Origin of the sequence: Novosphingobium mathurense, assembly GCF_900168325.1 — a bacterium.
Lineage (GTDB): Bacteria > Pseudomonadota > Alphaproteobacteria > Sphingomonadales > Sphingomonadaceae > Novosphingobium > Novosphingobium mathurense.
This window is the reverse complement of record NZ_FVZE01000003.1, coordinates 483161-505286: the sequence shown is the minus strand read 5'-3', so window position 1 is coordinate 505286 and position 22126 is coordinate 483161. Positions and strand designations below refer to the sequence as shown.

The window sequence follows — 22126 nt, the reverse complement described above, 5'->3', positions numbered from 1 at the left end:
ACGACCTGCTGCCATTCAACTTCGAAAGACACGACTGACCCGCCGACGTCGTTGCGGTGGCCTGTCTCGTCCAGCGTCAACTATGATGGCCGCACCGCCTCCGGAAGCAACGTGCTACGAAATGCGCGCTTACAGTAGGCGAGCCCACTTGCGCGGACAGATTGCTCCTTCCCTTTAGCGAAGGACAGAGCTGGCCTGAAGATCTGGAAACTAGGAGAGCTCACATGTGTTCACGCCATTGCTAGACAGAGTCTTACCGGGCCAAGGCCAAGCCAAGGATGGCACGGACGTTAGGGCCAAGAAACACGCCAACCATGCGAATTTGGTCGTAGGTTCAACGCTGAGAGTGAGTCAGATGGCCTGCATTGATACCGGCACCACTTTCCCATTCGATCGATACCCGTCGAAGGAAATTGAAGCCATTCTTAAGAAACAGGCACGCATTCCAGTTTTCGGCCTTCGACACAATCAAGGCACCACGTGCATTCCTTGTTGGAATCGTTGCACGAGAAGCACGGCCAGCACCCGGCACAGCAGTGGCGACGTATGGAGGGGCCTCAGATCGCTACCGAGCTATTGTGGCCGGCCAGGAGACGCCGCGCGCGCCAGGGCACCGAGCGCAGGTCTTTCATTTGGCTGCATTTGAAAGCATCAAAGTCGATGGTGGTCTCACAGCCGAACACCTGTCAGACGCTTTACGCCCAACGTTGCCTTATAGACGATGAACTTGCCTGAGTGGCAACCGCTGGATTCCTATGCAGCGGCCTAAACCTGAGCAACGGCACTGACAAAGAATCCTCTCATCGCCAGCGCCGTCGTCACAGCAAACTATCTCTGAATTCCGGAAGCAGCCATCGTCTCTCTCTCGTCACAATGGTTCTGCTGTTCGGTTATTGATCAGGCATCGATCGGTCGGGCGAAAACCCGCGCGGCGAGTGCGCCGAGCAGTGCGGCAACGCCAAGTGCCAAGAACGCTCCGCCAATTCCGCTTGTAAATGCACCAACGCCGGTAACCAGTAGCGGGCTGGTGAACTGTCCGAGGAAGAAGCACGCGCTCCAGATCCCCATTCCGCGGCCACGGTGCTGCGCCGGAAGCCCGTTCATCGCCCACAGCACCAGAGCAGGGATCAGGATCCCGGCGCCAAGTTGTTGCAGACAAGCAGCCAGCGTCATGACCTGCTCGCTGCGGGCCAGGCCGATTCCGGCCATTCCTGCTCCCATGAGCGAAAGGAAAATGGCAATCTGCCATGAGGAGGGCAACTTTGCGGAGATGGGCTTGAAAAGCAGGCCGCCGAGGAACACGCCGATGTTGGCGATGCCGATCAGCATCCCGACAGTTTCTGGCGACGTCACACCAATTCCGCCGAACGCCAATCCAACCTGTACGATATAGACATAATACAGGCTTGCCGACACGAGGGTCACAGCACCGGAAAGCACGACGTGGCGAACGGGAAACGCAGCGCCATTGTCATGCGAACCGCGTGCATGCTCGACGTCCGGCTCATAGATGAATGCCAGCATCGCTAAAAAGATCGGCAGTGCGACGGCGTAGATCAGGAAGGGCACGTGCCAGCTGATCGCCGCCAGATATCCGGAAAATGTCAGGACCGAAACGCCGAACACGGGGCCGACCGCGGCCTGGAACATCAACCATGTCCGGCGCTGATCCTGCGCATAATAGTCACCGATCAGAGTATTGGTGACAGTCAGGATCGCCGCTTCACAGAGCCCCAGAGCCAATCGGGATGCAAAGATTGCGGTGAGGTCAGACAGAAAATACGGCGCAACACCGACGATGCCGTAGATGAAGGTCGACACCAGCAACAGCCGGCGCCGGCCATACCGGTCCGCGAGCCACCCCATGAGCGGAGAAAACAGCGCAATCATCAGGCCCGGCGCGGTGACGGCCAATGGCACGAGCGTCGTGGCGCCGGGCACCGATGCAAACTGCTCGATCATCCGCGGTACGACCGGCGCCAGGGCAACAATCGCAAGGATAGGCAGGAATCCTGCCAGCACCACGACGATGCCCTGGCCTGCTCCTGCGCGTTTCTGCGTCGGCGGCGCAAATTGCGGCTGCCTAATGGCTGTCACGTCCCGCTCTCCCCTATACTCTTTCTGAAGGTCAGATAATTATCGTGATCTTGCGGTTGTCCCGCACGAACGTCGGTTGAAACTGCGGCGGAAAGTAGGGATGCCGAAAGGCAATCTCGCTCGACACATCGTGCACGCCCGCCTGCAATCCCTCCGGTCGCTTGATCAGCACGGTCATGTAGGTGCCAACTTCCCAGCGATCTTCGGTGGCAGCAAGCAGTTCAGCATGCGTGTATTCGCGACCCCCAACGACGAACCGGTTATCGACCGACCGGTAAGTCTCTCCATCGACCGTGATGTCGATGCCTGCCAGCAGGCTGAGACGCGTCCCACGATAGTTTGGCTGGCGCAGACGGACCTGAAAACCGTCATAGGCACCGGGCTCCCCGGTATTGCGAAAGCCGCTGCTCTGGATGTGGGTGCGTTCAAGCATCGAGCTTCTCCTGCGCGGCTTCTGCTTCGCGTTCGAGTTTACGGATGAGACAGTGCTGGCGGCGCACCTGTTCAATTGCGACCCAGGGATCGCGCACGCCTTCATATTCGCTGGAAAGATAGCCCGTATAACCGAGCTTCTTCAGCATCGGGATCACCTTCTCCCAAGGAATGTGGTGGTCGTGCAGGTTCTCGTCGATATGATGGAACTTGGCCTGAATGAAGGGTACGTACTGGATCACGTCGGCAAGGTGCTCCACCGGCACCTTGATGCCGTCCAGGAAGCTCAGAGCGGCAGCGCGGATTTCCGGAGTCTCGCCGGGCCAATAGGGCAACGGCCGGTCCTGGAAGATCCCGGTGTCGATCATGATGCCGAAATTCTTGGTCCCGGTACGCTCGATGAACTCGATGTAGGCATCCGTGACCGGGTGCTTGATCGGGGTCGGAGAGTGGATTTCCGGGACGATCACGATACTCAGCTTGTTCGCGAGATCGAGATTGCGTTCGATCGTCGCTTCCCAGATGGGATGGGGCGTCAACTCTTCGTCGATCACGCCGAACTTGGGACGAATGAACTTGAACCCGAGGCGATCTGCAAGCCGTAGATCCTGCGCGACCTGCGCAGCCCCCTCCTCGACGCTCATCGTATGATCAAGCGTCAGGCAGGTGTCGAGCCACGAAGCCATGTTGGTTGGCTCGAGCTTGTACTGGTCGATCAGGGCGAACCACTTGTCGAGCCAGGCGCTGGACGGTTCGGGGTATCCGGCAATGTTGGCTTCGCCGAGGATCTCGATGCCGGTGGATCCTGTCTCAGCGACATGATCGAAGGCATCTTCCAGGGTCATGACCGTACCGAGGTCATCGGTGTAGCTGTATAGCGACACGCCGTATTTGAAACCGCTCATAGCGCGGGCTCCTTCACTCGCTTGTGGACCGGGACATAAGGCTCGCAATCTTCGATCTCGGCCAGCTGCGATAGGATATGTGCCGGCATTTCATCGCCGACCATCTTCTGGAGAAATGGCGTGTTGTCGAACACCCAGTCTCGAAGCGGCCGCAGGAACGCCGGGCAATGATGGAAGATCTTGCCGGTGAAATAGGCACCTTGGGTAATCTGTACGGTGTGGGGAATTCGTCGTGTTTCGAACGCGACGAGTGCCGATCGAACTGCAGCCGTATCGGACAAGGATACCGCGTCCAGTTCACGCGCCACGAAGTAGCCGTCTTCGATAGACATGCCTGCGCCGTAGGCCGCATAAGGCGATGTCGGGTGGGCTGCGTCACCGACCAACGTGATACGACCTTTGCTCCAGGCCTTGAGAGGCGGCCTGTCGCGGATTTCCCACCGCTGCATGTGCTCGAGCGGAGTGGCCTCGATCAGATCGCGCACGGTCTTCGAAAAGCCCTTTGCGCGGGTCCGACAGAAGCCGATAAGGTCCTCCGGCGGGGGCGCGTCAGGGTCGCATGCTTCCAGCACCCACCATTCGTACCCCCATTTCCCCTCATGACGGATCGGCGTGTAGCTGACCTGCGTGGTTCGATTGTGCGCGAGAATGCCAACTCCCTGCGGCTCTTCGTCGAGGAAGAGGTAGCCGCCGACGAGGTGCAAACGCTGATGGCGAATGGGCCTGTTACCCCACAGGTGCTTGCGGACGAACGAGTTGATGCCATCGGCGCCGATGAGCACGTCCGCGTCGTGGCTGAGACCATTGGCGAACTTGAGCCGAACGGAGTTACCCTTGTCTTCGATGTGAGTGAGCTGATGATCCAGCTTCACCACGCCCGGCGGAATCGCGTCGATCATGCGCTGGTAAAGACCCCAGCGCAGCAGGCCGATAAAGCCGCCTCCGTACTCAGCCTCGACTTCAGCCGGCAGCTGGACGTCAGCGCGACGCTTGCCCCTGGAGTTCTCGAAGTACGTGTGACACGGCGCACCGAGATCCTCGGTATCGACGCCGATGAGCTTCAGCACTTTCTGTGGCGGCGGCCACAGGTTGAGGATGTTGCCAGCCGCCCGAATTTCCTTCGCGCGTTCGAACAACGTGACATCGAAACCGAGCCTGATCGCAGCAAGAGCAGCGGCCATACCGGCGGGCCCTGCGCCAACGATAGCAATGCGGCCTTTGGAGCCGTTCATCCTTCTTCCCTTCCGAATCACTTGCAATTTCAGCGGTGCTAAGATTTATCTAAGCGTCGCTCAAATTGGTGACAAGCCTCAATTTGAAAGCTTGCCGGTCAAAGGAAGGTTGCTAGGGGTTTGAGGCATGGGAAAGGTGAGGACACGCAATGGCGCGCGCTAAGAGCTACCACAAGGAAGACCTGAGGCGCGACCTCCTGAAGGCTGGCCGCGAATTCGTCTCACGGAACGGACATTTGTCGCTTTCTCTTCGATCGCTCGCGCAACAGGTCGGCGTTACTACCGCCGCACCCTATCACCACTTTTCGGATCGTCGGGCCCTTCTCCTTGCGCTCGCGATGGAAGGCTTTGAGGATCTGATTGGGCGAGCGCAAGCCATCGACGCCAAGGCCCTCTCGCCCCTCGATCAATTGATAATGATGGGGCATTCGTTCCTCGATTTCGCTGACGAGCAGCCCCGCATGCTTGAACTGATGTATGAGAGTGAATTGACCATCCCGACGCTTGATCCGGCGTTGCTCGAGTATCAGCAAAGAGGGTATCAAGCGTTGCTGGGAGCAATCACGAAAGCGATGCCCGACGCCCCATTCGACGATAGATCCATGCGCGTGATGGGGTTCTGGTCCACGATCTACGGGCTTGCACTTCTGCGCAACAAGCAACTGATCCAGCCCTATGAGCCTGAAAGCAGGGAATCAGCAGACATCGATCGAACCGTGGTAGCGCGTAGCGCAAGGGCTGCACTCGGAGAGTGACAAGATGCAAACCGCTCTCACAGGGTTCAAGGCATGGACGTCCACTTCTTGCGGCAGAAACTCCGGCCATTGCTCCTTCCGTTCAAGAGACTCCTTTTCTGTAAGCCGGCAGCGGCCGACGTGGCCATGAAAAGGCGCGAGAACTTGCAGCCTCTCAACACATTCGAAGAATGCCGGTATTCACAAAAGCACGCAGCCTTGGTGGGCATACTTGGAGCAAGGACCAATACGATACAACGCACGCATGAAATGGCAATCGGATCAGGGAGCCAGGTTCGAATACATCCGTTCGCAAAGACGATTGAGGTCGTCGATTTCCTGATCGGCTACATCGTGAAAAGCCTGCCGCCCGATCCGACTGACCTTCTCCTGCACGATTTCCAGCAATTGGCTGCCCCGCTCCGACAGCATGACTTCAGTCGAACGGGCGTCCTCCGCCGAGGGCTGGGTGGTGATCAACCCTTCGGCGGTCATGCGCTGGATGATCTTGGCCATGGTGGAGACCTTGGTGACAGCTTCCATCGACAGTTGCGTGATGGTGCACTTGTCATGCTTTTGAAGCAGGGCAAGCACGCGCCAGCGGGGTACGTCCACACCCAGCGGCTTCAGTGAGGCGTCCATCCGCTGCTGATAAATGGCGGTGAGGCGGGCAAGATGATAGAAAGGCCAGCTGTGGATCTCGAACTCAGTTTCCACGGGATCCATTGCGGCCGGCAGCCGCTCGCCATCATCAATCATCGACATCCCAGACAGCCTGAGCTTCCTTCCTGCACCTGCCTGCCGCGATGGCAGGCCTTTCCATTGCCTACAAAAGCGCGCCAGCCACAGCAATAGGACATCGCCCTCACGGCGAACCAGTCGGACTGTTGCCGTTAAAGCAACACTTGACAGCGGAACCGGTATGGAGCTGGCACCGATCCGCGCCTTAGATAGCTGCCGTGTGATGGTCATGGGCCGTCGACACGCGCTGGGTCTTGGAGGGCAAGGGATGACTGAACGGAAGCTCTACGACGTCATCGTCGTCGGAGGCGGGTTTGCAGGGCTGATCGCCACACGTGACCTCAAGGAGAAAGGCAAGAGCGTGCTCTTGCTCGAGGCGCGCGACCGACTGGGCGGACGCGCATACTTCCAGACTTTTCCGGGCACCGACAAGCAAGTCGAGCTTGGCGGAACCTGGGTCATGCCGCAATATATGAAAGAAGTGGGGCGCGAGATCGAACGTTACGGCTGGCAACTGGCAGGCAGCGAAGTCGGGCCGCTAAAGTTCCTCTGGCATTTTGGTGACGAGGACGAAGATGCCTTTCCGATATCGCCCGACGAACGCTACGCCTTCGAGCGTGCGCTTTTCCAGATCGGCCTCGATGCGCGCCGGATCGACACGAGCCGTCCGCGCGACAAGCAAGACCTCGCTGACCTCGACATATCCGTCGCCGATTACCTGAAACGAATGGATCTGCCCCAGCGGGTTTATGATCTCATTTCCGCCTATGCCCGGATCGGCTCAGGCGCTGCGGTCGAAGACTGGTCGGCGCTGATGGCCCTCTCGCTCGTGGCCGCTTACGACAACAGTCCATACGCATGGTTCGCATCGGTGACGACCCGTTTCCGCGACGGCACTGCCGAACCGGTCGCGACCCTGGCTGCAGGCGCCGAAACCGTCCGGCTCAACTCGGTCGTCACGTCGATCGAACAGACTGCCCATGATATTGCCGTCACACTCGCAAGCGGTGAGCGGTATGCGGCCGGCGCGGCGGTGCTGGCCGTGCCGGTAACACTGTGGTCAACGATCGCCTTCTCTCCCCCTCTCAATGTTGCCAAGCGCGATGCCGCTGAACGGGGCCATGCCGGTCGCATGGGCAAGGTCTGGATCATGGTAGATAACCTGGAGGAGGACATCTCCTCTTTCGGCGGCGATACAGACCTGCTGCTTCTGCAGACCGAATACCGCCTGCCTGGCCGGAGCATACTCGTGGGCTTCACATCACCGCCAAACCTGATCGACGTAGCAGACCACCAGGCGGTCGTGCGAGCGGTTCATCAACATGTTCCCTCGGCAAATGTCATCGCCACCTTTGCACACGACTGGAGCGCCGACCCCTTTGCGCGCGGAGCCTGGGTGGCGAGCCCGGTCGGCCAACTCTCGCGCCATGCAACGGGGTTACGCAGTCCGGAAGGACGGCTCAGCTTCGCGGGCTCTGACCTGGCGATGCGGTGGATAGGTTGGATCGACGGCGCCATCGAAACAGGTCACCAGGCCGCTGACGAAGCGGCGGCCCATTGCGGACAGCAATAATCGGAAATTCAACGAGTTGCGTACCGGTCTCGTGCGGTAACGAGGCTCATACAAGCAGCTCGGCGAAACCGGCTATCCGTAAGCCCACATGCGTCCGCGGAGCCAGAGCGATGGCATTTGAGCCGGGACAGGCTGGTCACACACCAGACGGCAAATGAGCCGCGCCCAAGACTGAGCCTCACAGCCTAAAGGCTGTGGGCAATCCAGATCTTCTGTCCGGTCTCATCAAGTTTGCCCGAGACACGAACCTTGTCGCCCGCCTTCATATCCGCTGCGGCAAAGCAGATGACATGAATGCCGCAGTCCAGATCGGCCTTGGCGATATACAGCGGCAGCTTGCTCGCGAAACGCGGTTCATTACTGCGCCACAAGGTCGACACGGCAAGAATGGTGCCGGTGTCGACCACAGCACTGTCCACCAGATCATCCGACAGGCAATTACGGCATACATCGCGTCGCGGGTATTGAAGTTGGCCGCAGGTCTGGCAGGATTGCACGTCGATCATCGGCCTGCCCCTTCCAGGATAACCGCTCCAGTCGCAAGGCAGCGGTCGTGTACCACCATGCCGTAGCCGCTCGCGAGCGCAATGTGCGCATCGGCGACGCGATGGCCCAAGGTCTGCCCGGTTATTTGCCGCAGCGCCTCGACCACTGGCAGGAAGCCACCTGCCGCACCAGCCTGCCCGCATGATAGCTGCCCACCGCAGGTATTGACCGGCAGGTCGCCATCGACCCGCAGTGAACGAGACCGAAGCAATTGCGGAGCTTCACCCTTATCGCAGAATCCCAGATCCTCCAGTTGCATGGCGACGATCACGGGATAATCGTCATAGACCTGCACGCAGTCCACCTCGTTCGGGCCAAGACCGGCCTGCGCATAAAGCTGGTCACGATCCTGCAACCAGCCCCCCCGCGTAGCCACTGGATCGGAGAAGAAGGCATTATGACGCTCGATCGCCCCTTTAATGATCGCATGGGGCAGACCCAGGCTTGCCGCTTTCTCCTGCGACATGACCAGAAAGGCTTCTGCCCCAGCGCAAGGCATCACGCAGTCGAACAGGTGCAGCGGTTCAGCAATGGGCGGCGCTGCAAGATAACCGTCAAGATCCAGAGGCTTGGATCCCAGCAGTGCATTGGCATTGCCTTGTGCATTGGCACGCTGGGCTACGGCGATCGCACCGAAATCTGCGCGGGTCGCACCGAATCTCTGCATGTAGTTGGCAGTAATTAGGGCAAATATCCCGTTAGGCCCTGGCGCGCCGTACGGTCGGGCCGCCTCATCGGAGAACCGACTGAAATTGGCGACCAGTTTCGAAAAACTCTCGGGGTTGGCCGTGTCGCCCGCGATGCAGGCGACCACGTTGGCATCGCCCGATTGAATGGCACGGGCTGCGCGGCGCAGGGCCATCACCCCACTCGCACCGCCGGTAGGCAGCCACTCGATCCAGCGCGGAGACATGTCGAAATGCTCGGTCAGCGCAACGGTAGTATCGTTCCCCATCGTGAAGGAAGTCGCGGCAAGGCCGTCGATCTCCTCCTTGCGCAGCCCGCTCCGCTTGAGCAGCTCGCGAAGGGCGCTGCCGATCCACCACGGCGCGGCCCTGTCGCTGAACCGGCTGTACGGGACCGTTACAGGGACCGCTACGGCAACACCGGCGAAATCCTGCACGCTCGTCATGCCTTATGCCGCCTGGCGTCGCGAATGAGCTTGTAGCCTGCAGCTTCGCGGTCCCAGGCATCGACCGTAATGCCTTCCTCACGCAATTTGTACTTCTGCACTTTGCCATTCTCCGTCCGGGGCAGTTCGTTCACGAACCGCACGAAACGCGGAACCGCATAATAGGCCATTCGCGGCTGGCAGAAATCCAACAATTGCTCATGTGAAAGGTCGGCACCTTCGGTCAGCACCACAGATGCCATCACTTCGTCCTCACCGTGTTCGGAGTCGACCGAATAGACTGCTGCAATCGCCACCGCAGGATGGCTTAACAAAACCTGCTCGACCTCGTAGGCGGAGATATTCTCACCCCGGCGCCGAATGGCGTCCTTGATCCGGTCCATGAAGTAGAAGTAACCTTCGTCATCGCGATAGACACGATCGCCGGTATGGAACCAGAGGTTGCGCCAGGCTGCGACGGTCTGTTCGTGCAGATGGAAATAGCCGCTTGATGTCGAGAACGGCTGCTCCGGCCGAATGAGCAATTCTCCGGGTGTGCCGTCGGCAACCTCGTTGTCCCATTCGTCCACGACCTTCGCCTGGAACCCATCGCGCACGCGCCCCATGCTGCCGGGTTTGCCCTCGGCCACCTTGTCCCCGATCACGAAGCAGGTTTCCGTCGATCCATAGCCATCAACCAGGCCGATCCCGAATCTGTCAGTGAAGTCCTGGTGAAAATGCCGCGGGACGCCGGGCGCCAGCGCACGCCGCACGCGATGGCGGTTATCCTCCGGGTGCCCGGGGGTCGCCAGCAGGATGGATACCATTGCGCCGAGCAGATAGGTCACCGTCGCCTTGTGCTCGACCAGCGACTTGCTGAAGCCGCTTGCCGAAAAGCGCTCCAGAGCCACGACCGACGCGCCCGACAACATGGCCGAGAACACCGTCGCTAGCGCGTTCACATGAAAGAGCGGCAGACTTGTGAGAAGAACATCGTCGGCCGTCAGCTCGAGAATCTCGACGGAATGATGGCCCCACCAGTAGAATTGGGCGTGGGGGCAGCAAACGCCCTTGGATGGCCCGGTCGTCCCTGACGTGTAGATGATCATGGCCGTGTCCGAAGGCTGGCACGGCACAGGCTCGCGAGGTGTCGTGAGCGGCGGCAGCGGTTCGACGTCCCAGTCTGCCGATATAGCGGGAACCTCGCCCTGCTCCGGCAGAACCCACAGCGTCTCCAGTGCCAAACCCTCGCGTGCGATATGGTCCAGCGCGGGGAGCACATCGGCCTCGGCCGCCAGCAGCCGCGCGCCGCTATTGGCAAGGATGTGGTGGAGCTGCGGCCCGCGTGACGCCTTGTTGATCGGGACCGCAACCGCGTTCAGCCACGCGCAGCCCAGCAGCAGGTCGAACAGCTCTACGCGATTGCCGCAAAGAATGGCGACACGATCACCCGGCCCCACGCCTGCCGCTTCAAGGACAGTCGCCATTCGGGCAGCCCTGTCTTCAAGCTGCGCAGCGGTGAGCTGGAGTCCGCTTATGCTCAGGAACGTCTTGTCGCCGCCGTCTACAGCGCACCGACGGAGCATGGCAGGGATGGTGCGCAAGGTGTTCTCAGAAACCTGTTGAATGCGCTGACTGTCTTTCATGGCCCCCCGCCTACATGTTGCTAGCGAGGCTCTGCACTGCCCCGGCAACGAAATGACTGAACGATTCTTGTTGCATATGCAAGTAAATTTCCGAAGGTGGCCTTGCTGTATCGTAACAGACTGACGAGCTTCCTTGGATCCGGTCCAAACGCCTGTGGCGCAACGCCATGTATGCGAAGGACGAACGGGCTTGTAAGGGAATGGGGAAGTTCGAAACCGCGGCCGATTTGATGGTTCAGAAGCAAGAAGTCCTGAAATCGGCCGAGAGGGCCAAAGCGGGTGGATTCGTCGAAGCCCCATAGAGGTGAGACCAACTGCCGTTGTTTCACGGCTTGGAGCTTACCCGAGAGGATAATCTGGCCAAGCCAGCTATGAGCCTTATTATCGGCGGCGACTTGGAAGCAACTGGCGGACCCGAATGGATAGAGCTGACGCCGTCATTGTCGGGGCCGGAGTTGTTGGCCTTGCCATTGCCGAAACTCTGGCAAGACGCGGCATACCGGCGCTGATCCTGGACGGGGAACCGCATTTCGGTTCATGGACGAGCAGTCGCAACAGCGAAGTCATTCACGCGGGAATCTATTATTCTCCAGGCTCGCTCAAGGCGCGTCTTTGTGTCGAGGGGCGCGACAGGATCTATGCCTTTTGCGAAAGCTCGGGCGTACCGCACAAGCGCCTCGGCAAGATCATATTCGCGCATTCGCCCGACCAATCCGGCGAACTCGACGCAATAGAACACGCCGCAGATACTGCAGGCGCGGGAAAGCTGGAGCGTCTGACCAGCGGCCAGGCAAAGCGCCTGGAGCCCGAACTGGATGTGGCCGATGCCCTGCTTTCTCCCATGACCGGAATAATCGATGCCCATGGCTATATGCAGGCACTGATCGGGTCGGCAGAGGCCAGGGGCGCAAACCTCGTGTGCTCGACGAAGGTCATCCGCGCCACCCGCTCAGGGAATCTGTGGCGCATCTGGATCGAGGGAATGGACGCCCCGGTGCTCGAAACGCCGATCCTGGTCAATTCCGCCGGGCTGGCTGCGCAGACACTGGCGCGATCCATCGAAGGCCTGCCTGCAGACCGGGTACCGCCGCTTCGCCTGGCGCGCGGGGTCTACTTCACACACAGTGGCAGGCTCCCGTTCAATCACCTTATCTATCCTGTTCCCGAACCCGGGGGGCTCGGCACGCACCTCACGCTGGATCTTGCCGGACAGGCCCGTTTCGGCCCCGACGTAGAGTGGATCGACGATATCGACTACACTGTCGATCCGGCCCGAAAAGAGCGCTTCGTAAATGCAGCCCGGCGGATCTGGCCGAAGATCGATCCGGATCGTCTGCAACCTGGCTATGCCGGGATCCGGCCAAAATTGTCGGGACCGGACCAACCTTCAGCAGATTTCCTTATTGAAGGGCCGGGAGAGCACGGGCTGCCCGGTCTCGTGAATCTGTTCGGCATCGAATCTCCCGGATTGACAGCCTCCATGGCCATTGGTGATCTTGTTGCCCAAAAACTGTCGTAAGCATCTGTAAAATAATCAGAACTGCAAGTGCCACTTCAATGCTGCGGGACACGATCCCAGGGCGACACCGCCTTTCGTCCAACCGAATTGCAGACACTCTCATACCTGCAGAAACGGTGCATCCGCTACCTGGCGTCAAGCCGTTGAAGTCACGTGATCTACCCCTGACTCCGGCGATCCCTGCAACTTGCCGCCTTCTCCGGCGTTCTAAATCGAGTACGCTAGACAAGGAGCATGGGGCATGGCCTTAGAATGTGTCGCCTATCGCGATTCCAAGGGAGGACTGCACGCCAGCCTCGAAAAAGCCACTCTCGAAGACCTTGCGGCCGTACTGGGCCGCGTCGGGGACGAGGGCGGCATGACGGCGGGCGTGGCAAAGCTCATTTTCGACAAGCGCGCAGACATCGAACGCGTGTTTGCAGAGCACGATCAGCTGAACTTGCACAGTGAGCACGCGGCAACGGTGGAACGACTTCACGCCGTCTGAAAGCTTGCAAGAAAGATCCCACAGGCCCACGAAAGGCTTGTCACGGAGCGTTCGATCCTGCCTTGTACCGTCAAGGACAGGCACAGAGAGACTCGATGACTCAGAACGACGCACGGATCGTCATCTGCCCGGCATGCGCAACGGCCAACCGGGTTCCGGCCGCAAAACTGGGTGCCGGGGGCAAATGCGGCAAATGCGCTTCTCCGTTGTTCACTGGAGCGCCCCTTACGCTCACATCCGCCAACTTTGACGCCCATGCGTCGCGAAGCGACATTCCCCTGCTTATCGATTTCTGGGCTTCCTGGTGCGGCCCCTGCCGACAGATGGCCCCCGCGTTCACCGCCGCTGCGCCGCAACTCGAACCTCACATGCGCCTCGGCAAACTGGACACGGAAGCGGAGCGCGCCATTGCCGCCCGCTACGCGATTCAGTCCATTCCGACCCTTGCCGTAGTTTCCAAAGGACGCGAAGTCGCGCGGCAGGCTGGCGCCATGCCAACGAGTGCCATCGTCGCCTGGGCAAAGAGCGCCATCGGCCGATAATTCGAATTCTCGTGGTCAAATTCCCCGCAGTTGCTTGCCTGTCCCCTTGCACCGCGACTAGATGCGCGCTCGCCTCAAGCTGCCTAAGTGCAGCGGGGCATTGTATTTTGATGTTTCGGAGAAGGATCGCCAATGGCCCTCGCACCGGGTGCGACAAGCAGCACTGACCCCCAAGTCGGCGACGAAGGCCCCAGCCCGCACATCGATGCGCCAGAACTGCGCCTCTTCGTGATGGCCCTGTTCTTCATCTTCGGCGGCATCACATCGCTCAACGACGTGCTGATCCCGAAGCTGAAGGAGCTTTTCACGCTCAACTACATGCAGGCGATGCTCGTCCAGACGGCATTCTTCGCCGCCTATGCCATCATCTCGATCCCGGGTGCGGCGCTCGTCAAGCGTGTGGGCTACATGCGCGGCGCGGCCATCGGCCTGCTGACCATGATGGCCGGCTGCCTGCTGTTCATCCCGGCCTCCGCCAGCGCCACCTTCGGCGTATTCCTTTTCGCCCTATTCATTCTCGCGGCAGGCGTCACAATCGTTCAGGTCGTCGCCAACCCACTCATCTCGCTACTGGGCCCGGTCAAGACCACCCACTCGCGCCTGACTTTCGCGCAGGCGTTCAACTCGCTGGGCACGACGATCTTCCCCTATGTCGGCACGATCATCATGCTGGGCGGCCTCGCCGCAGTCAGCGCCGCAGACCTGTCGGGCGCGGAACTCGCGGCCTATCGGGTCGCGGAAACGGCCGCGATCGAACGCGCCTACCTTGGACTTGCCGTAGCGCTGGCCGTCATTGCCGGCGTCGTGTGGTTCAACCGCAACCGCCTCAAGGGCGAGAAGCATGAAGGCGGGTCGATCCTCAGGAGCTTCGACCTCATGCGCCGCCTGCGCTTCGGCTTCGGCGCCAGCTGTATCTTCCTCTACGTCGGCGCGGAAGTCGCGATCGGCTCGTTCATCGTCAACTACATGATGCAGGAAAACGTGCTCGGCCTCACCGAACAGGCCGCCGGCAAGCTGATCCCGCTCTACTGGGGCGGTGCGCTGATCGGTCGGTTCATCGGCTCGGCCCTGCTGCGCATGGTCAGCCCGGGCAAGATCCTCAGCTTCAATGCCGCCTGCGCGATCGGCCTGATCCTGCTTTCGACGCACACCACCGGCGTGGTCTCGGGTTACACCTATCTCGCCATCGGCCTGATGAACTCGATCATGTTCCCGACGATCTTCAGCCTCGCCTGCGAAGGCCTGGGCAAGCGCGCCGCGGACGGTTCGGGCGTGATCTGCGTGATGATCGTAGGCGGCGCGGTGATCCCGCCACTGACCGGTCATCTTGCCGACGTGACCGGAAGCCTCGAGATCGCGCTCGCACTGCCGGCCCTGTGTTATGCTATCATCGCCCTGTTCGGCTGGTACGCGAGAAAACCCGTCACGGCCTGACGGACAGGATTGCCGGGCAATATCCCGTCCTTGCTGAGGCGGGATATTGTGATGGCGACGCCCAAGCCCTATCTCCGCCCGCGAAAAGCAGCCACGCGGGGATCGCCGGTACGTCATGAGCAGCACCAAGCGCCTGCTGGCATCGATTCACGATGTCGGCCCCAGGTTCGAGGCTGAGGTCGATCAGCTCGCCGAACTGCTGGAGAACCGACTGGGCCAAGGCCGCTTCGCCATGCTGGTCGTTCCCGACCACTGGGGCGCGGCCCCTCTTCGCGAAGACAAGGCATTCCAGTCCCGGCTACGCGCGTGGTCCGATAGCGGGATCGAGATGTTCGTCCATGGCTGGTTCCACCGCGACACGGCCCGGCACGTCGGCGCGGCGAGCTTCAAGGCGCGGCACATGACGGCCGGAGAAGGCGAATTCCTCGGCCTCGACGAAGCCACCGCGCTGCGCCTGATGCGAGAGGGAAAGGCCCTGATCGAAGATGCCATCGGCCGCGAAGTGGCTGGCTTCATCGCTCCGGCCTGGCTCTACGGGGAAGGGTCGCTGGCCGCACTCAGGCAGGCCGGCTTCGCCCTCGCCGAGGATCACTGGAAAGTCTGGAACGCAACTAGCGACAGGGTACTCGCCAAGGGGCCCGTCATCACCTGGGCGAGCAGAAGCACAGCGCGCACGGCCTCTTCGCTGGCATTTGCCGCTCTTGCCCGCACGGTCCTGCCCCATGCGCTCGACACCGTGCGCATCGCCGTCCATCCGGGCGACGTGACCAAGCCATCTCTGCTTTCCAGCATCGACGCCACGTTAAGCCGTTTTGCCCGCAGTCACCACCCGGCGCGTTACGCCGATCTGTCCTGAGCGAGCCCGTTCCCGGCAGCAATGCCCGGATGACACTTCGGCGTCGAATTTCGATCTCTCAGATGACAGCCTGAGCTGCCGTCACAAACCGGAAATCTGGCGCCCATAGGAGCACGCCCGCAAAAGAAAAAACCTTGTCCCGCAACTGTGGACGAGGTCATTTGGCGGCGTCAGGGTGGACATGCACGGCTCTCTCAGGATCGCAGTTCCGATTCACAGTCTCGAACCTGGCGGCGTGGAGCGCGTCGCGCTGGGTCTGGCCAGCGAATGGGATCGCGCCGGCCACAGGGTCACGATCGTGCTCGGACGCTCAGGCTGCGCAAATCTGTGCAGTGCACCCGCGCTCGACTACTGGCAGATCCCGACCAGACTGCCGACGGCTTCCTGGGAAACGCCCTGGATGGTGCACAGCCTGTACAGCTTCCTGATTGAGAACCGGGTCGACGTCCTGTTCTGCCCGGGCAACACCTATGCCGTCGTTGCCGCGGCGGTGAAGCTGCTGCTGGGCGATTGCGCGCCACCGATGATCCTGAAGGTAAGCAATGCGCTCAACCGCCCGGATATGCCGCCTCTGATGCGCCGCGGTTACGACTCCTGGCTTCGCTTGCACGGGACCGTATTTGATCGCCTCGTCGCGCTGTCCGAGCCTATGCATCGCGAAATCCGTGAGCGCACTCTCGCCCTCCCCGAGCAACTGGCGACGATCGCCAACCCCCTGTTGCCGCGCAAACGTCTCAACCTGTTGAGCCGGATCGAGCGCCGCCATACCAAGGTCTGGAGCACCCGGTACCTGACGGCCGGCCGTCTCGTCCCGCAGAAAAACTTCCCCTTGCTGCTGCGTGCCTTCGCCCGGGCGGCCCGCCCCGACGACACCCTGACCATCGCCGGCGAGGGCCCGGAGCATGACGCGCTGGTGCTGCTTGCCACGGAACTGGGGATCGCCGGTCGGGTGCGTTTCACCGGATACCTGGCGAGCATCGACCCGCTGTTGGCAGAGGCCGATGCCTTCGTCCTCAGTTCGGACTACGAAGGGCTACCCGGCGTCATCGTCGAGGCTTTGGCAGCCGGATTGCCGGTTCTTGCCACCGATTGCTGCGTGAGCATGTCCTACCTGCTCGACAATGGCCGGACCGGGGTTCTCGTCCCGGCCCGCTGCGAGGAGAGCTTAGCCAGGGGGCTTGTCGCGATCCGGCAGTTCCGCACCGATCCTGCAAGAGCGCGACAAATAGCCTCCGGCTTTGAACTGGAAGGCGCGGCCCGGCGCTACATCGAGCTGATGAACGACGTCGTGCGACAGAACGAACGCAATCGCCAGCGCAAGCTCACGATGAGCTGCCTATCATCCCAAACCCACGGCCCGCGCCTGAGCTGACCAGCCCCTAATCGGAGAACTTCGTGTCCGAACCCGCCGCCATCCTGGCAAATGACGCAGCTGCAATCGAGCTGACGCCGTTGGACCGCAAGTCCACCCGCGGCCGCAATGCCGTGTTCTCGATCGTGCTCTCGCTGGCCGTCATTGCCACTGTCTTCCACGAGATGAGCCGGCTCGACATCCACCACGTCCTCGGCATGATCCCGGTATCGCCGGGCTTCTGGGTCGTCTTTGCCGCTGCCTATTTCGTTGCACCGGCAAGCGAATGGGTGATCTTCCGCCGTCTGTGGACCATCCCGCCTGCCGGTTTTCTCGCCCTGCTGCGCAAGAAAGTCTACAACGAGCTGTTGCTGGGCTACCTCGGCGAGGCCTACTTCTACACCTGGGCACGGCGCCGCGTTTCGCTCGATGCAGCACCATTCGGCGCGGTAAAGGATGTCGCGATCCTCTCGGCCATGGCCGGCAATGGCGTCACCGTCCTGCTTCTCGTCGTGATGCTCCCGATGATCGGATCGACCCAGCTCGGGCTCGATGCACACATGCTCACCCTTTCGCTGGGTGTAATCCTCGCGATTTCCGTGGCAGCGACGATCTGGCGGCGACGCGTCTTCACCCTCCCACGCGCCGAACTGTCGATGATCATGCAGGTCCACCTTGCCCGCATCGGCCTTTCGACCCTGCTTTCCGCGCTACTCTGGCACATCGTTTTGCCCGACGTCCCGCTCTCTTGGTGGCTCTATCTCGCCACGCTGCGCCAGCTCGTATCGCGCCTGCCTCTGGTGCCCAACAAGGACCTGCTCTTCGCCGGCGTTGCTGTCGTAGCGCTGGGCCATGAACGCGATATCGGCGCGCTTATGGCGCTGATGGCCGGCCTGATTCTCGCTGCCCATCTCGTACTAGGCAGCCTTCTTGCGATCAACGATCTGGCCAATCCGGAGAAGCCGGCGTGACTGCCCTGCCCCTCGCCCTGCCAATGCTTGCCGCAGCCGTGATCCCCTCGACGCCGGAGTTGGGGCAGGCCGAAGGGCGTTGCCGCCCGGGCGAGCGCGGCCCCTCGTTCCTGGTCAGGGTCGACGGTCTCAAGGACCGCAAGGGCACTCTCAAGCTCGAGGTCTACCCGGACAACAACAAGGACTTCCTCGAGGACGACAACATCCTCATCAGCGAGGGCAAGACCTTCCGCCGCGTAGTGGCGCCGGTGCCGACGACGGGCACCCCGGTCATGTGTATCCGCCTGCCCGATCCCGGAACCTACGCGGTGAGCCTGCTTCACGACCGCGACGAGAACAGAAAGTTCGGATGGCGCACGGACGGCATCGGCTTTGCCGGAAATCCGCGTCTGGGCTGGGGCAAGCCCAAGGCGGCCAAGGCCAGCGCCGAGGCCGGCAACGGTCCCACGTCCATCACCATCGTCCTCAATTACCAGCATGGCCTCGGCGTCGCGCCGCTCGATCGCGCTCGCTAGAAAGGATCACCACCCGATGAAGATCGTCGATGTCTGCGCCTTCTATTCGCCCATGGGCGGCGGCGTACGCACCTATGTCGAGCAGAAGCTGCAGATCGGCCCGCGGTTGGGCCACGAGATCGTAATTATCGCCCCGGGCGACGAAGACGCAGTGATCGAGCGCGGACCCGGAGCGCGCATCGTGACCGTAAAGAGCCCACGCTTTCCGCTCGACCGCAAGTACTGGTACTTTCCCGCGGCCGAACCGCTATATGCCGCGCTCGATGCCGAAGCGCCGGACTTCGTCGAAGCGACTTCGCCGTGGCGCAGTGCCGGCCTTGTTGCCGAATGGCCGGGGCCAGCACCGCGCAGCCTGATCATGCATGCCGATCCCCTGTCGGCCTATGCCTACCGCTGGTTCGGTCAGGTCTTTTCGCGCAAGACGATCGACTGGCAGTTCTCGGTCTTCTGGGAGCACTTGCGCAAGCACAGCCGCAAGTTCGATCATGTCGTCAGCGCCAACAGCGATCTCACCCGGCGCCTGCGCGAAGGCGGCGTTGCCAATACCACGACGATTGCCATGGGCGTGGAACCGGGATGCTTCTCTCCCGATCACCGCGATCCCGCGCTGCGCGCGCGGCTTCTGGCCGATTGCGACCTGCCCGAAGGCGCCACCCTGCTTCTCGGCGTTGGTCGGCTTGCCCCGGAGAAACGCTGGCCCATGGTCATCGACGCAGTGAATGCCGCAAGCCAATGGGCACCGATCGGCCTCGTCATGCTGGGCGAAGGGCGCGAAGAGCGCACGATCCTCAAGCACATCTCGGGCAACCCGCATATCCGACTGTTCCGGCCCGAACGTAACCGGCAAACCTTCGCTCGGCTCATGGCGAGCGCCGACGCACTCGTCCACGGCTGCGAAGCGGAGACCTTCTGCATGGCGGCGGCCGAGGCCCGCGCCAGCGGCACGCCGGTTATCGTTCCGGATGGCGGCGGCGCGGCCGATCACGCAGCCGGCGGTGCAGGCCGGACTTACATCTCGGGCAATGCCGCCAGCTGCGCCCTTGCCATCCGCGACGTCGCTGTCAGCCGCCCACGCCCGGCCCTGCGCGCCCGATCCATGGAAGAGCACTTCGCCGATCTGTTCAGCACTTACGAGGCGACTACGGCAGACACCCGCAGCGCCGCCTGAACTGCGGTCAGATGGGCAGTTCGGTCGTCGACTTGATCTGCGAGAGGGCCACCGTGGAGATCACTTCCTGGACCCCGGGAAGCTGCGAGAGTTCCTCGAAGAAGAACCGCTCGTAGGCGTTGATGTCCTTTGCCACGACGCGGATCATGAAATCGACCGCGCCCATCAGCACGTAACAGTCCAGCACCTCGGGAAACTCGCGGATCTTGCTAGCGAACTCGTCGAGGTTGGCCCGGCCATGCGCTGTCAGCTTCACCTGTACGAAAACGTGAGCGTTGAGCCCCACCTTTTCGCGGTCGACAAGAGCCACACGCCGCTTGATCACGCCTTCGCGTTCGAGCCGGTCGATCCGCCGCCAGCACGGGGATGCGGACAGCCCCACCCGTTCGGCGATCTGGGCTGTCGTTTGATTCGCGTCGCGCTGGAGTTCACGGAGAATCTTTTTCTCATAGGCATCAAGTTCGATCATTATGACCTGATATCCTCAAAATTCAGGTCTGTCCTTCCCATATTGAAAGCAGACGAGCTCCAATGAGGTGAGAATTCCCTCCTCACCTCCGCGATAATAGCGACGACACCAACCGGAGCCTTGAAAAGATGACTGCCGCTGCCAACCACGAATTGCCGCACGTGGAATATGTCCGCCTGATCGACGAAGCTGCTCGTCTCGACGGCGTGATTGCCATTCATTCCACCGCGCGCGGCCCCGCGGCCGGCGGCTGCCGCCTCTGGACCTATCCCGATGCGCAGACGATGCTTGCCGATGCGGCCCGCCTTGCAGAGGGCATGAGCTACAAGAACGCCATGGCCGAACTGCCGTTCGGCGGGGGCAAGTCCGTACTGCGGCGCCCGGAAGGGGATTTCGACCGCCGCGCCCTGTTCGAAGCCTTCGGTCGCGAAGTCGAGAAGCTGGGCGGACGCTACGTCACCGCCGAAGATGTCGGCACCGGCGTGGAAGACATGGAATTCGCAGCGCTTCACACCAGCCACGTCGCCGGTCGCAGCGCAAGGCCGGGCTTCGCCGGCGGCGACCCTTCCCCCTGGACCGCCCTGGGCGTGTTCGAAGGCATGAAGGCGGCCGCCATGTTCGCTTATGGTTCGTCGCTGTCGGGCATGACGGTTGCCGTTCAGGGTCTGGGAAGCGTCGGCGCCGAACTGTGCCACATGCTCGCCAGGGCAGGGGCGCAGCTAGTCGTGGCCGATATCGTCGATGAACGCGCCGCCGGACTTGCCGACAAGCTCGGGGCCAGGGTGGCATCGGTCGGGGACATCGCCGGGGTGGATGCGCAAGTCTTCGCGCCCTGCGCCCTTGGCGGTGCGCTGAACGATGCCGCGCTCGACGTACTCAGGGCCAAGGTGGTCTGCGGCGCTGCGAACAACCAGCTCGCCGCCCCGCATATCGCTGGCCGCCTGCTGGACATGGACGTCACTTACGCGCCCGACTACGTCGTCAATGCCGGGGGAATCATCAATGTATCGGCGGAATACCTGCACGAGGACGAGAACCAGGTCCGCGCCCGCGTAATGCGCATCGGGCCGCGTACGGCCGACATTCTCGAGCAGGCCGGCGAACTGCACCTGCCCACTTCACAGGTGGCCAACCGCATTGCCGAACAGCTGATGGCGCAGCCCGCCCAAGCCAACACCTGATCCGCTAGGGTATGGACCCATCGATCTAATGTAATGGGGAAATTCAGGTTCGCGGTGCGGAGCATGAAGCACGAGCGATTTCCTTTGGCTGACGGACGAGCGGATGGCGCGCCGTCAGCCCTTTTTCGATGAGCCATCGTCGCGAGCGGGTTGATGACCCGCGTGATCCGCGCGGGATTATCCTTGTCAATCGTGTTGGGATGAGACAGCGGGATACACCGCGTGACTACGACCTGCAAATGTCGCTCTACAATCGCTGGGAACGGTGGAGCGACAGGGGCTCCTTCAATCGCCTGACAAAGGCCTGGCACATCTCAGCTCCCCTAGCGCAAGACGAATATGCTCGGCGCCGTCTAACTCAAAGCGCGCCGTACAACATCCATCCTTGGGGTGAAAAAGGGGGGCGGGATGCCTGATCGGACGCAACAAGGGTGGCATGCTGCATAACAGGTGGGTTATGCGAACGCTCGTCCGATCTGCTTTTTCACGACCGCTGGGCAGGTCCGCACCTATACTGGCGGCGCATCGCGACATGCCACTGTCGATGCCTGAAAGCCTCCTCCTTTTCTGGCGCAGGCGTCACTGCGACCGCCAACTTCTGCCTCTGATCAATAAC

Annotated in this window: 21 protein-coding genes; 12 read left to right on the top strand and 9 right to left on the bottom strand. The window is 61.4% G+C overall.

What is annotated here, in order from left to right:
• Positions 1 to 897: 897 nt before the first annotated feature.
• The 4 genes from B5483_RS13275 to B5483_RS13260 all read right to left on the bottom strand — a co-directional run bounded on the left by B5483_RS13275 (position 898) and on the right by B5483_RS13260 (position 4666).
• Complete coding sequence (locus B5483_RS13275; RefSeq protein WP_281251244.1) at positions 898 to 2022, bottom strand: MFS transporter; 1125 nt, start codon at positions 2020 to 2022, stop codon at positions 898 to 900.
• Positions 2023 to 2128: 106 nt separating this feature from the next.
• A complete protein-coding gene (locus B5483_RS13270; RefSeq protein WP_054947593.1) occupies positions 2129 to 2530 on the bottom strand; it encodes a C-glycoside deglycosidase beta subunit domain-containing protein in 402 nt (133 codons plus the stop codon).
• On the bottom strand, positions 2523 to 3434 hold the full coding sequence (locus B5483_RS13265; protein ID WP_079730674.1) for a sugar phosphate isomerase/epimerase family protein: 912 nt from the start codon (positions 3432 to 3434) through the stop codon (positions 2523 to 2525). The genes B5483_RS13270 and B5483_RS13265 overlap by 8 nt, the downstream gene beginning before the upstream one ends.
• On the bottom strand, positions 3431 to 4666 hold the full coding sequence (locus B5483_RS13260; RefSeq protein WP_079730673.1) for an FAD-dependent oxidoreductase: 1236 nt from the start codon (positions 4664 to 4666) through the stop codon (positions 3431 to 3433). The genes B5483_RS13265 and B5483_RS13260 overlap by 4 nt, the downstream gene beginning before the upstream one ends.
• Positions 4667 to 4815: 149 nt before the next feature.
• On the opposite strand from B5483_RS13260, the gene B5483_RS13255 reads away from it, so the two are divergent.
• Positions 4816 to 5421, top strand: coding sequence for a TetR/AcrR family transcriptional regulator (locus tag B5483_RS13255; RefSeq protein ID WP_079730672.1), 606 nt, complete (start codon positions 4816 to 4818; stop codon positions 5419 to 5421).
• A 261-nt stretch (positions 5422 to 5682) separates the two neighbouring features.
• On the opposite strand, the gene B5483_RS13250 is transcribed toward B5483_RS13255, so the two are convergent.
• A complete protein-coding gene (locus B5483_RS13250) occupies positions 5683 to 6372 on the bottom strand; it encodes a MarR family winged helix-turn-helix transcriptional regulator (RefSeq protein ID WP_079730731.1) in 690 nt (229 codons plus the stop codon).
• 37 nt (positions 6373 to 6409) lie between these two features.
• On the opposite strand from B5483_RS13250, the gene B5483_RS13245 reads away from it, so the two are divergent.
• Positions 6410 to 7714 (top strand): flavin monoamine oxidase family protein, encoded by a 1305-nt coding sequence (locus B5483_RS13245; RefSeq protein WP_176168040.1) that lies wholly within the window; start codon positions 6410 to 6412, stop codon positions 7712 to 7714.
• 185 nt (positions 7715 to 7899) lie between these two features.
• Here B5483_RS13245 and B5483_RS13240 read toward each other — a convergent pair whose 3' ends face one another.
• Genes B5483_RS13240 through B5483_RS13230 form a run of 3 tightly spaced genes read right to left on the bottom strand, consistent with a single transcriptional unit; the run spans position 7900 to position 10957 of the window.
• Positions 7900 to 8220: a Zn-ribbon domain-containing OB-fold protein gene (locus tag B5483_RS13240; RefSeq protein WP_079730670.1), complete on the bottom strand. Its 321-nt coding sequence runs from the start codon at positions 8218 to 8220 to the stop codon at positions 7900 to 7902.
• A complete protein-coding gene (locus B5483_RS13235; protein WP_079730669.1) occupies positions 8217 to 9392 on the bottom strand; it encodes a thiolase family protein in 1176 nt (391 codons plus the stop codon). Before B5483_RS13235 ends, B5483_RS13240 begins: the two co-directional genes overlap by 4 nt.
• Positions 9389 to 10957 carry an ATP-dependent acyl-CoA ligase gene (locus B5483_RS13230; protein ID WP_245829167.1) on the bottom strand — a complete coding sequence of 523 codons (1569 nt, stop codon included), beginning with the start codon at positions 10955 to 10957 and terminating at the stop codon, positions 9389 to 9391. Before B5483_RS13230 ends, B5483_RS13235 begins: the two co-directional genes overlap by 4 nt.
• Before the next feature lie 478 nt (positions 10958 to 11435).
• Here B5483_RS13230 and B5483_RS13225 point away from each other — a divergent pair, with 478 nt between their 5' ends.
• The 9 genes from B5483_RS13225 to B5483_RS13185 all read left to right on the top strand — a co-directional run bounded on the left by B5483_RS13225 (position 11436) and on the right by B5483_RS13185 (position 19860).
• Complete coding sequence (locus B5483_RS13225) at positions 11436 to 12536, top strand: NAD(P)/FAD-dependent oxidoreductase (RefSeq protein ID WP_079730667.1); 1101 nt, start codon at positions 11436 to 11438, stop codon at positions 12534 to 12536.
• 241 nt (positions 12537 to 12777) lie between these two features.
• Positions 12778 to 13023 (top strand): hypothetical protein, encoded by a 246-nt coding sequence (locus B5483_RS13220; RefSeq protein WP_054947582.1) that lies wholly within the window; start codon positions 12778 to 12780, stop codon positions 13021 to 13023.
• A gap of 95 nt (positions 13024 to 13118) precedes the next feature.
• The gene (gene trxC, locus B5483_RS13215) at positions 13119 to 13565 is read left to right on the top strand and encodes a thioredoxin TrxC (RefSeq protein ID WP_079730666.1); all 447 of its coding nucleotides are present in this window, start codon (positions 13119 to 13121) and stop codon (positions 13563 to 13565) included.
• A gap of 132 nt (positions 13566 to 13697) precedes the next feature.
• Positions 13698 to 14999, top strand: coding sequence for a sugar MFS transporter (locus B5483_RS13210; RefSeq protein ID WP_054947580.1), 1302 nt, complete (start codon positions 13698 to 13700; stop codon positions 14997 to 14999).
• Between the two features lie 115 nt (positions 15000 to 15114).
• The gene (locus tag B5483_RS13205) at positions 15115 to 15855 is read left to right on the top strand and encodes a DUF2334 domain-containing protein (protein ID WP_054947579.1); all 741 of its coding nucleotides are present in this window, start codon (positions 15115 to 15117) and stop codon (positions 15853 to 15855) included.
• Positions 15856 to 16090: 235 nt separating this feature from the next.
• Positions 16091 to 17227 (top strand): glycosyltransferase, encoded by a 1137-nt coding sequence (locus B5483_RS13200; protein WP_245829158.1) that lies wholly within the window; start codon positions 16091 to 16093, stop codon positions 17225 to 17227.
• A gap of 23 nt (positions 17228 to 17250) precedes the next feature.
• Complete coding sequence (locus B5483_RS13195; protein ID WP_054947577.1) at positions 17251 to 18177, top strand: hypothetical protein; 927 nt, start codon at positions 17251 to 17253, stop codon at positions 18175 to 18177.
• A 23-nt stretch (positions 18178 to 18200) separates the two neighbouring features.
• On the top strand, positions 18201 to 18692 hold the full coding sequence (locus tag B5483_RS13190; RefSeq protein ID WP_139383999.1) for a DUF2141 domain-containing protein: 492 nt from the start codon (positions 18201 to 18203) through the stop codon (positions 18690 to 18692).
• 16 nt (positions 18693 to 18708) lie between these two features.
• Positions 18709 to 19860 (top strand): glycosyltransferase, encoded by a 1152-nt coding sequence (locus tag B5483_RS13185; RefSeq protein WP_079730730.1) that lies wholly within the window; start codon positions 18709 to 18711, stop codon positions 19858 to 19860.
• Positions 19861 to 19867: 7 nt separating this feature from the next.
• Here the strand turns inward: B5483_RS13185 and B5483_RS13180 are convergent, their stop codons facing one another.
• A complete protein-coding gene (locus B5483_RS13180) occupies positions 19868 to 20329 on the bottom strand; it encodes an Lrp/AsnC family transcriptional regulator (protein ID WP_054947575.1) in 462 nt (153 codons plus the stop codon).
• A 128-nt stretch (positions 20330 to 20457) separates the two neighbouring features.
• Here B5483_RS13180 and B5483_RS13175 point away from each other — a divergent pair, with 128 nt between their 5' ends.
• Positions 20458 to 21510, top strand: coding sequence for a Leu/Phe/Val dehydrogenase (locus B5483_RS13175; RefSeq protein WP_079730664.1), 1053 nt, complete (start codon positions 20458 to 20460; stop codon positions 21508 to 21510).
• Positions 21511 to 22126: the final 616 nt, after the last annotated feature.

Excerpts from the sequence above, each read along its gene's own strand:
- B5483_RS13235 (WP_079730669.1), bottom strand. The coding sequence starts at position 9,392 with ATGACGAGCGTGCAGGATTTCGCCGGTGTTGCCGTAGCGGTCCCTGTA.
- B5483_RS13185 (WP_079730730.1), top strand. The coding sequence starts at position 18,709 with ATGAAGATCGTCGATGTCTGCGCCTTCTATTCGCCCATGGGCGGCGGC.
- B5483_RS13255 (WP_079730672.1), top strand. The coding sequence starts at position 4,816 with ATGGCGCGCGCTAAGAGCTACCACAAGGAAGACCTGAGGCGCGACCTC.
- B5483_RS13240 (WP_079730670.1), bottom strand. The coding sequence starts at position 8,220 with ATGATCGACGTGCAATCCTGCCAGACCTGCGGCCAACTTCAATACCCG.
- B5483_RS13245 (WP_176168040.1), top strand. The coding sequence starts at position 6,410 with ATGACTGAACGGAAGCTCTACGACGTCATCGTCGTCGGAGGCGGGTTT.
- B5483_RS13225 (WP_079730667.1), top strand. The coding sequence starts at position 11,436 with ATGGATAGAGCTGACGCCGTCATTGTCGGGGCCGGAGTTGTTGGCCTT.
- B5483_RS13270 (WP_054947593.1), bottom strand. The coding sequence starts at position 2,530 with ATGCTTGAACGCACCCACATCCAGAGCAGCGGCTTTCGCAATACCGGG.
- B5483_RS13250 (WP_079730731.1), bottom strand. The coding sequence starts at position 6,372 with ATGACCATCACACGGCAGCTATCTAAGGCGCGGATCGGTGCCAGCTCC.
- B5483_RS13265 (WP_079730674.1), bottom strand. The coding sequence starts at position 3,434 with ATGAGCGGTTTCAAATACGGCGTGTCGCTATACAGCTACACCGATGAC.
- trxC (WP_079730666.1), top strand. The coding sequence starts at position 13,119 with ATGACTCAGAACGACGCACGGATCGTCATCTGCCCGGCATGCGCAACG.
- B5483_RS13175 (WP_079730664.1), top strand. The coding sequence starts at position 20,458 with ATGACTGCCGCTGCCAACCACGAATTGCCGCACGTGGAATATGTCCGC.
- B5483_RS13260 (WP_079730673.1), bottom strand. The coding sequence starts at position 4,666 with ATGAACGGCTCCAAAGGCCGCATTGCTATCGTTGGCGCAGGGCCCGCC.
- B5483_RS13205 (WP_054947579.1), top strand. The coding sequence starts at position 15,115 with ATGAGCAGCACCAAGCGCCTGCTGGCATCGATTCACGATGTCGGCCCC.
- B5483_RS13210 (WP_054947580.1), top strand. The coding sequence starts at position 13,698 with ATGGCCCTCGCACCGGGTGCGACAAGCAGCACTGACCCCCAAGTCGGC.
- B5483_RS13230 (WP_245829167.1), bottom strand. The coding sequence starts at position 10,957 with ATGCTCCGTCGGTGCGCTGTAGACGGCGGCGACAAGACGTTCCTGAGC.
- B5483_RS13220 (WP_054947582.1), top strand. The coding sequence starts at position 12,778 with ATGGCCTTAGAATGTGTCGCCTATCGCGATTCCAAGGGAGGACTGCAC.
- B5483_RS13180 (WP_054947575.1), bottom strand. The coding sequence starts at position 20,329 with ATGATCGAACTTGATGCCTATGAGAAAAAGATTCTCCGTGAACTCCAG.
- B5483_RS13190 (WP_139383999.1), top strand. The coding sequence starts at position 18,201 with ATGCTTGCCGCAGCCGTGATCCCCTCGACGCCGGAGTTGGGGCAGGCC.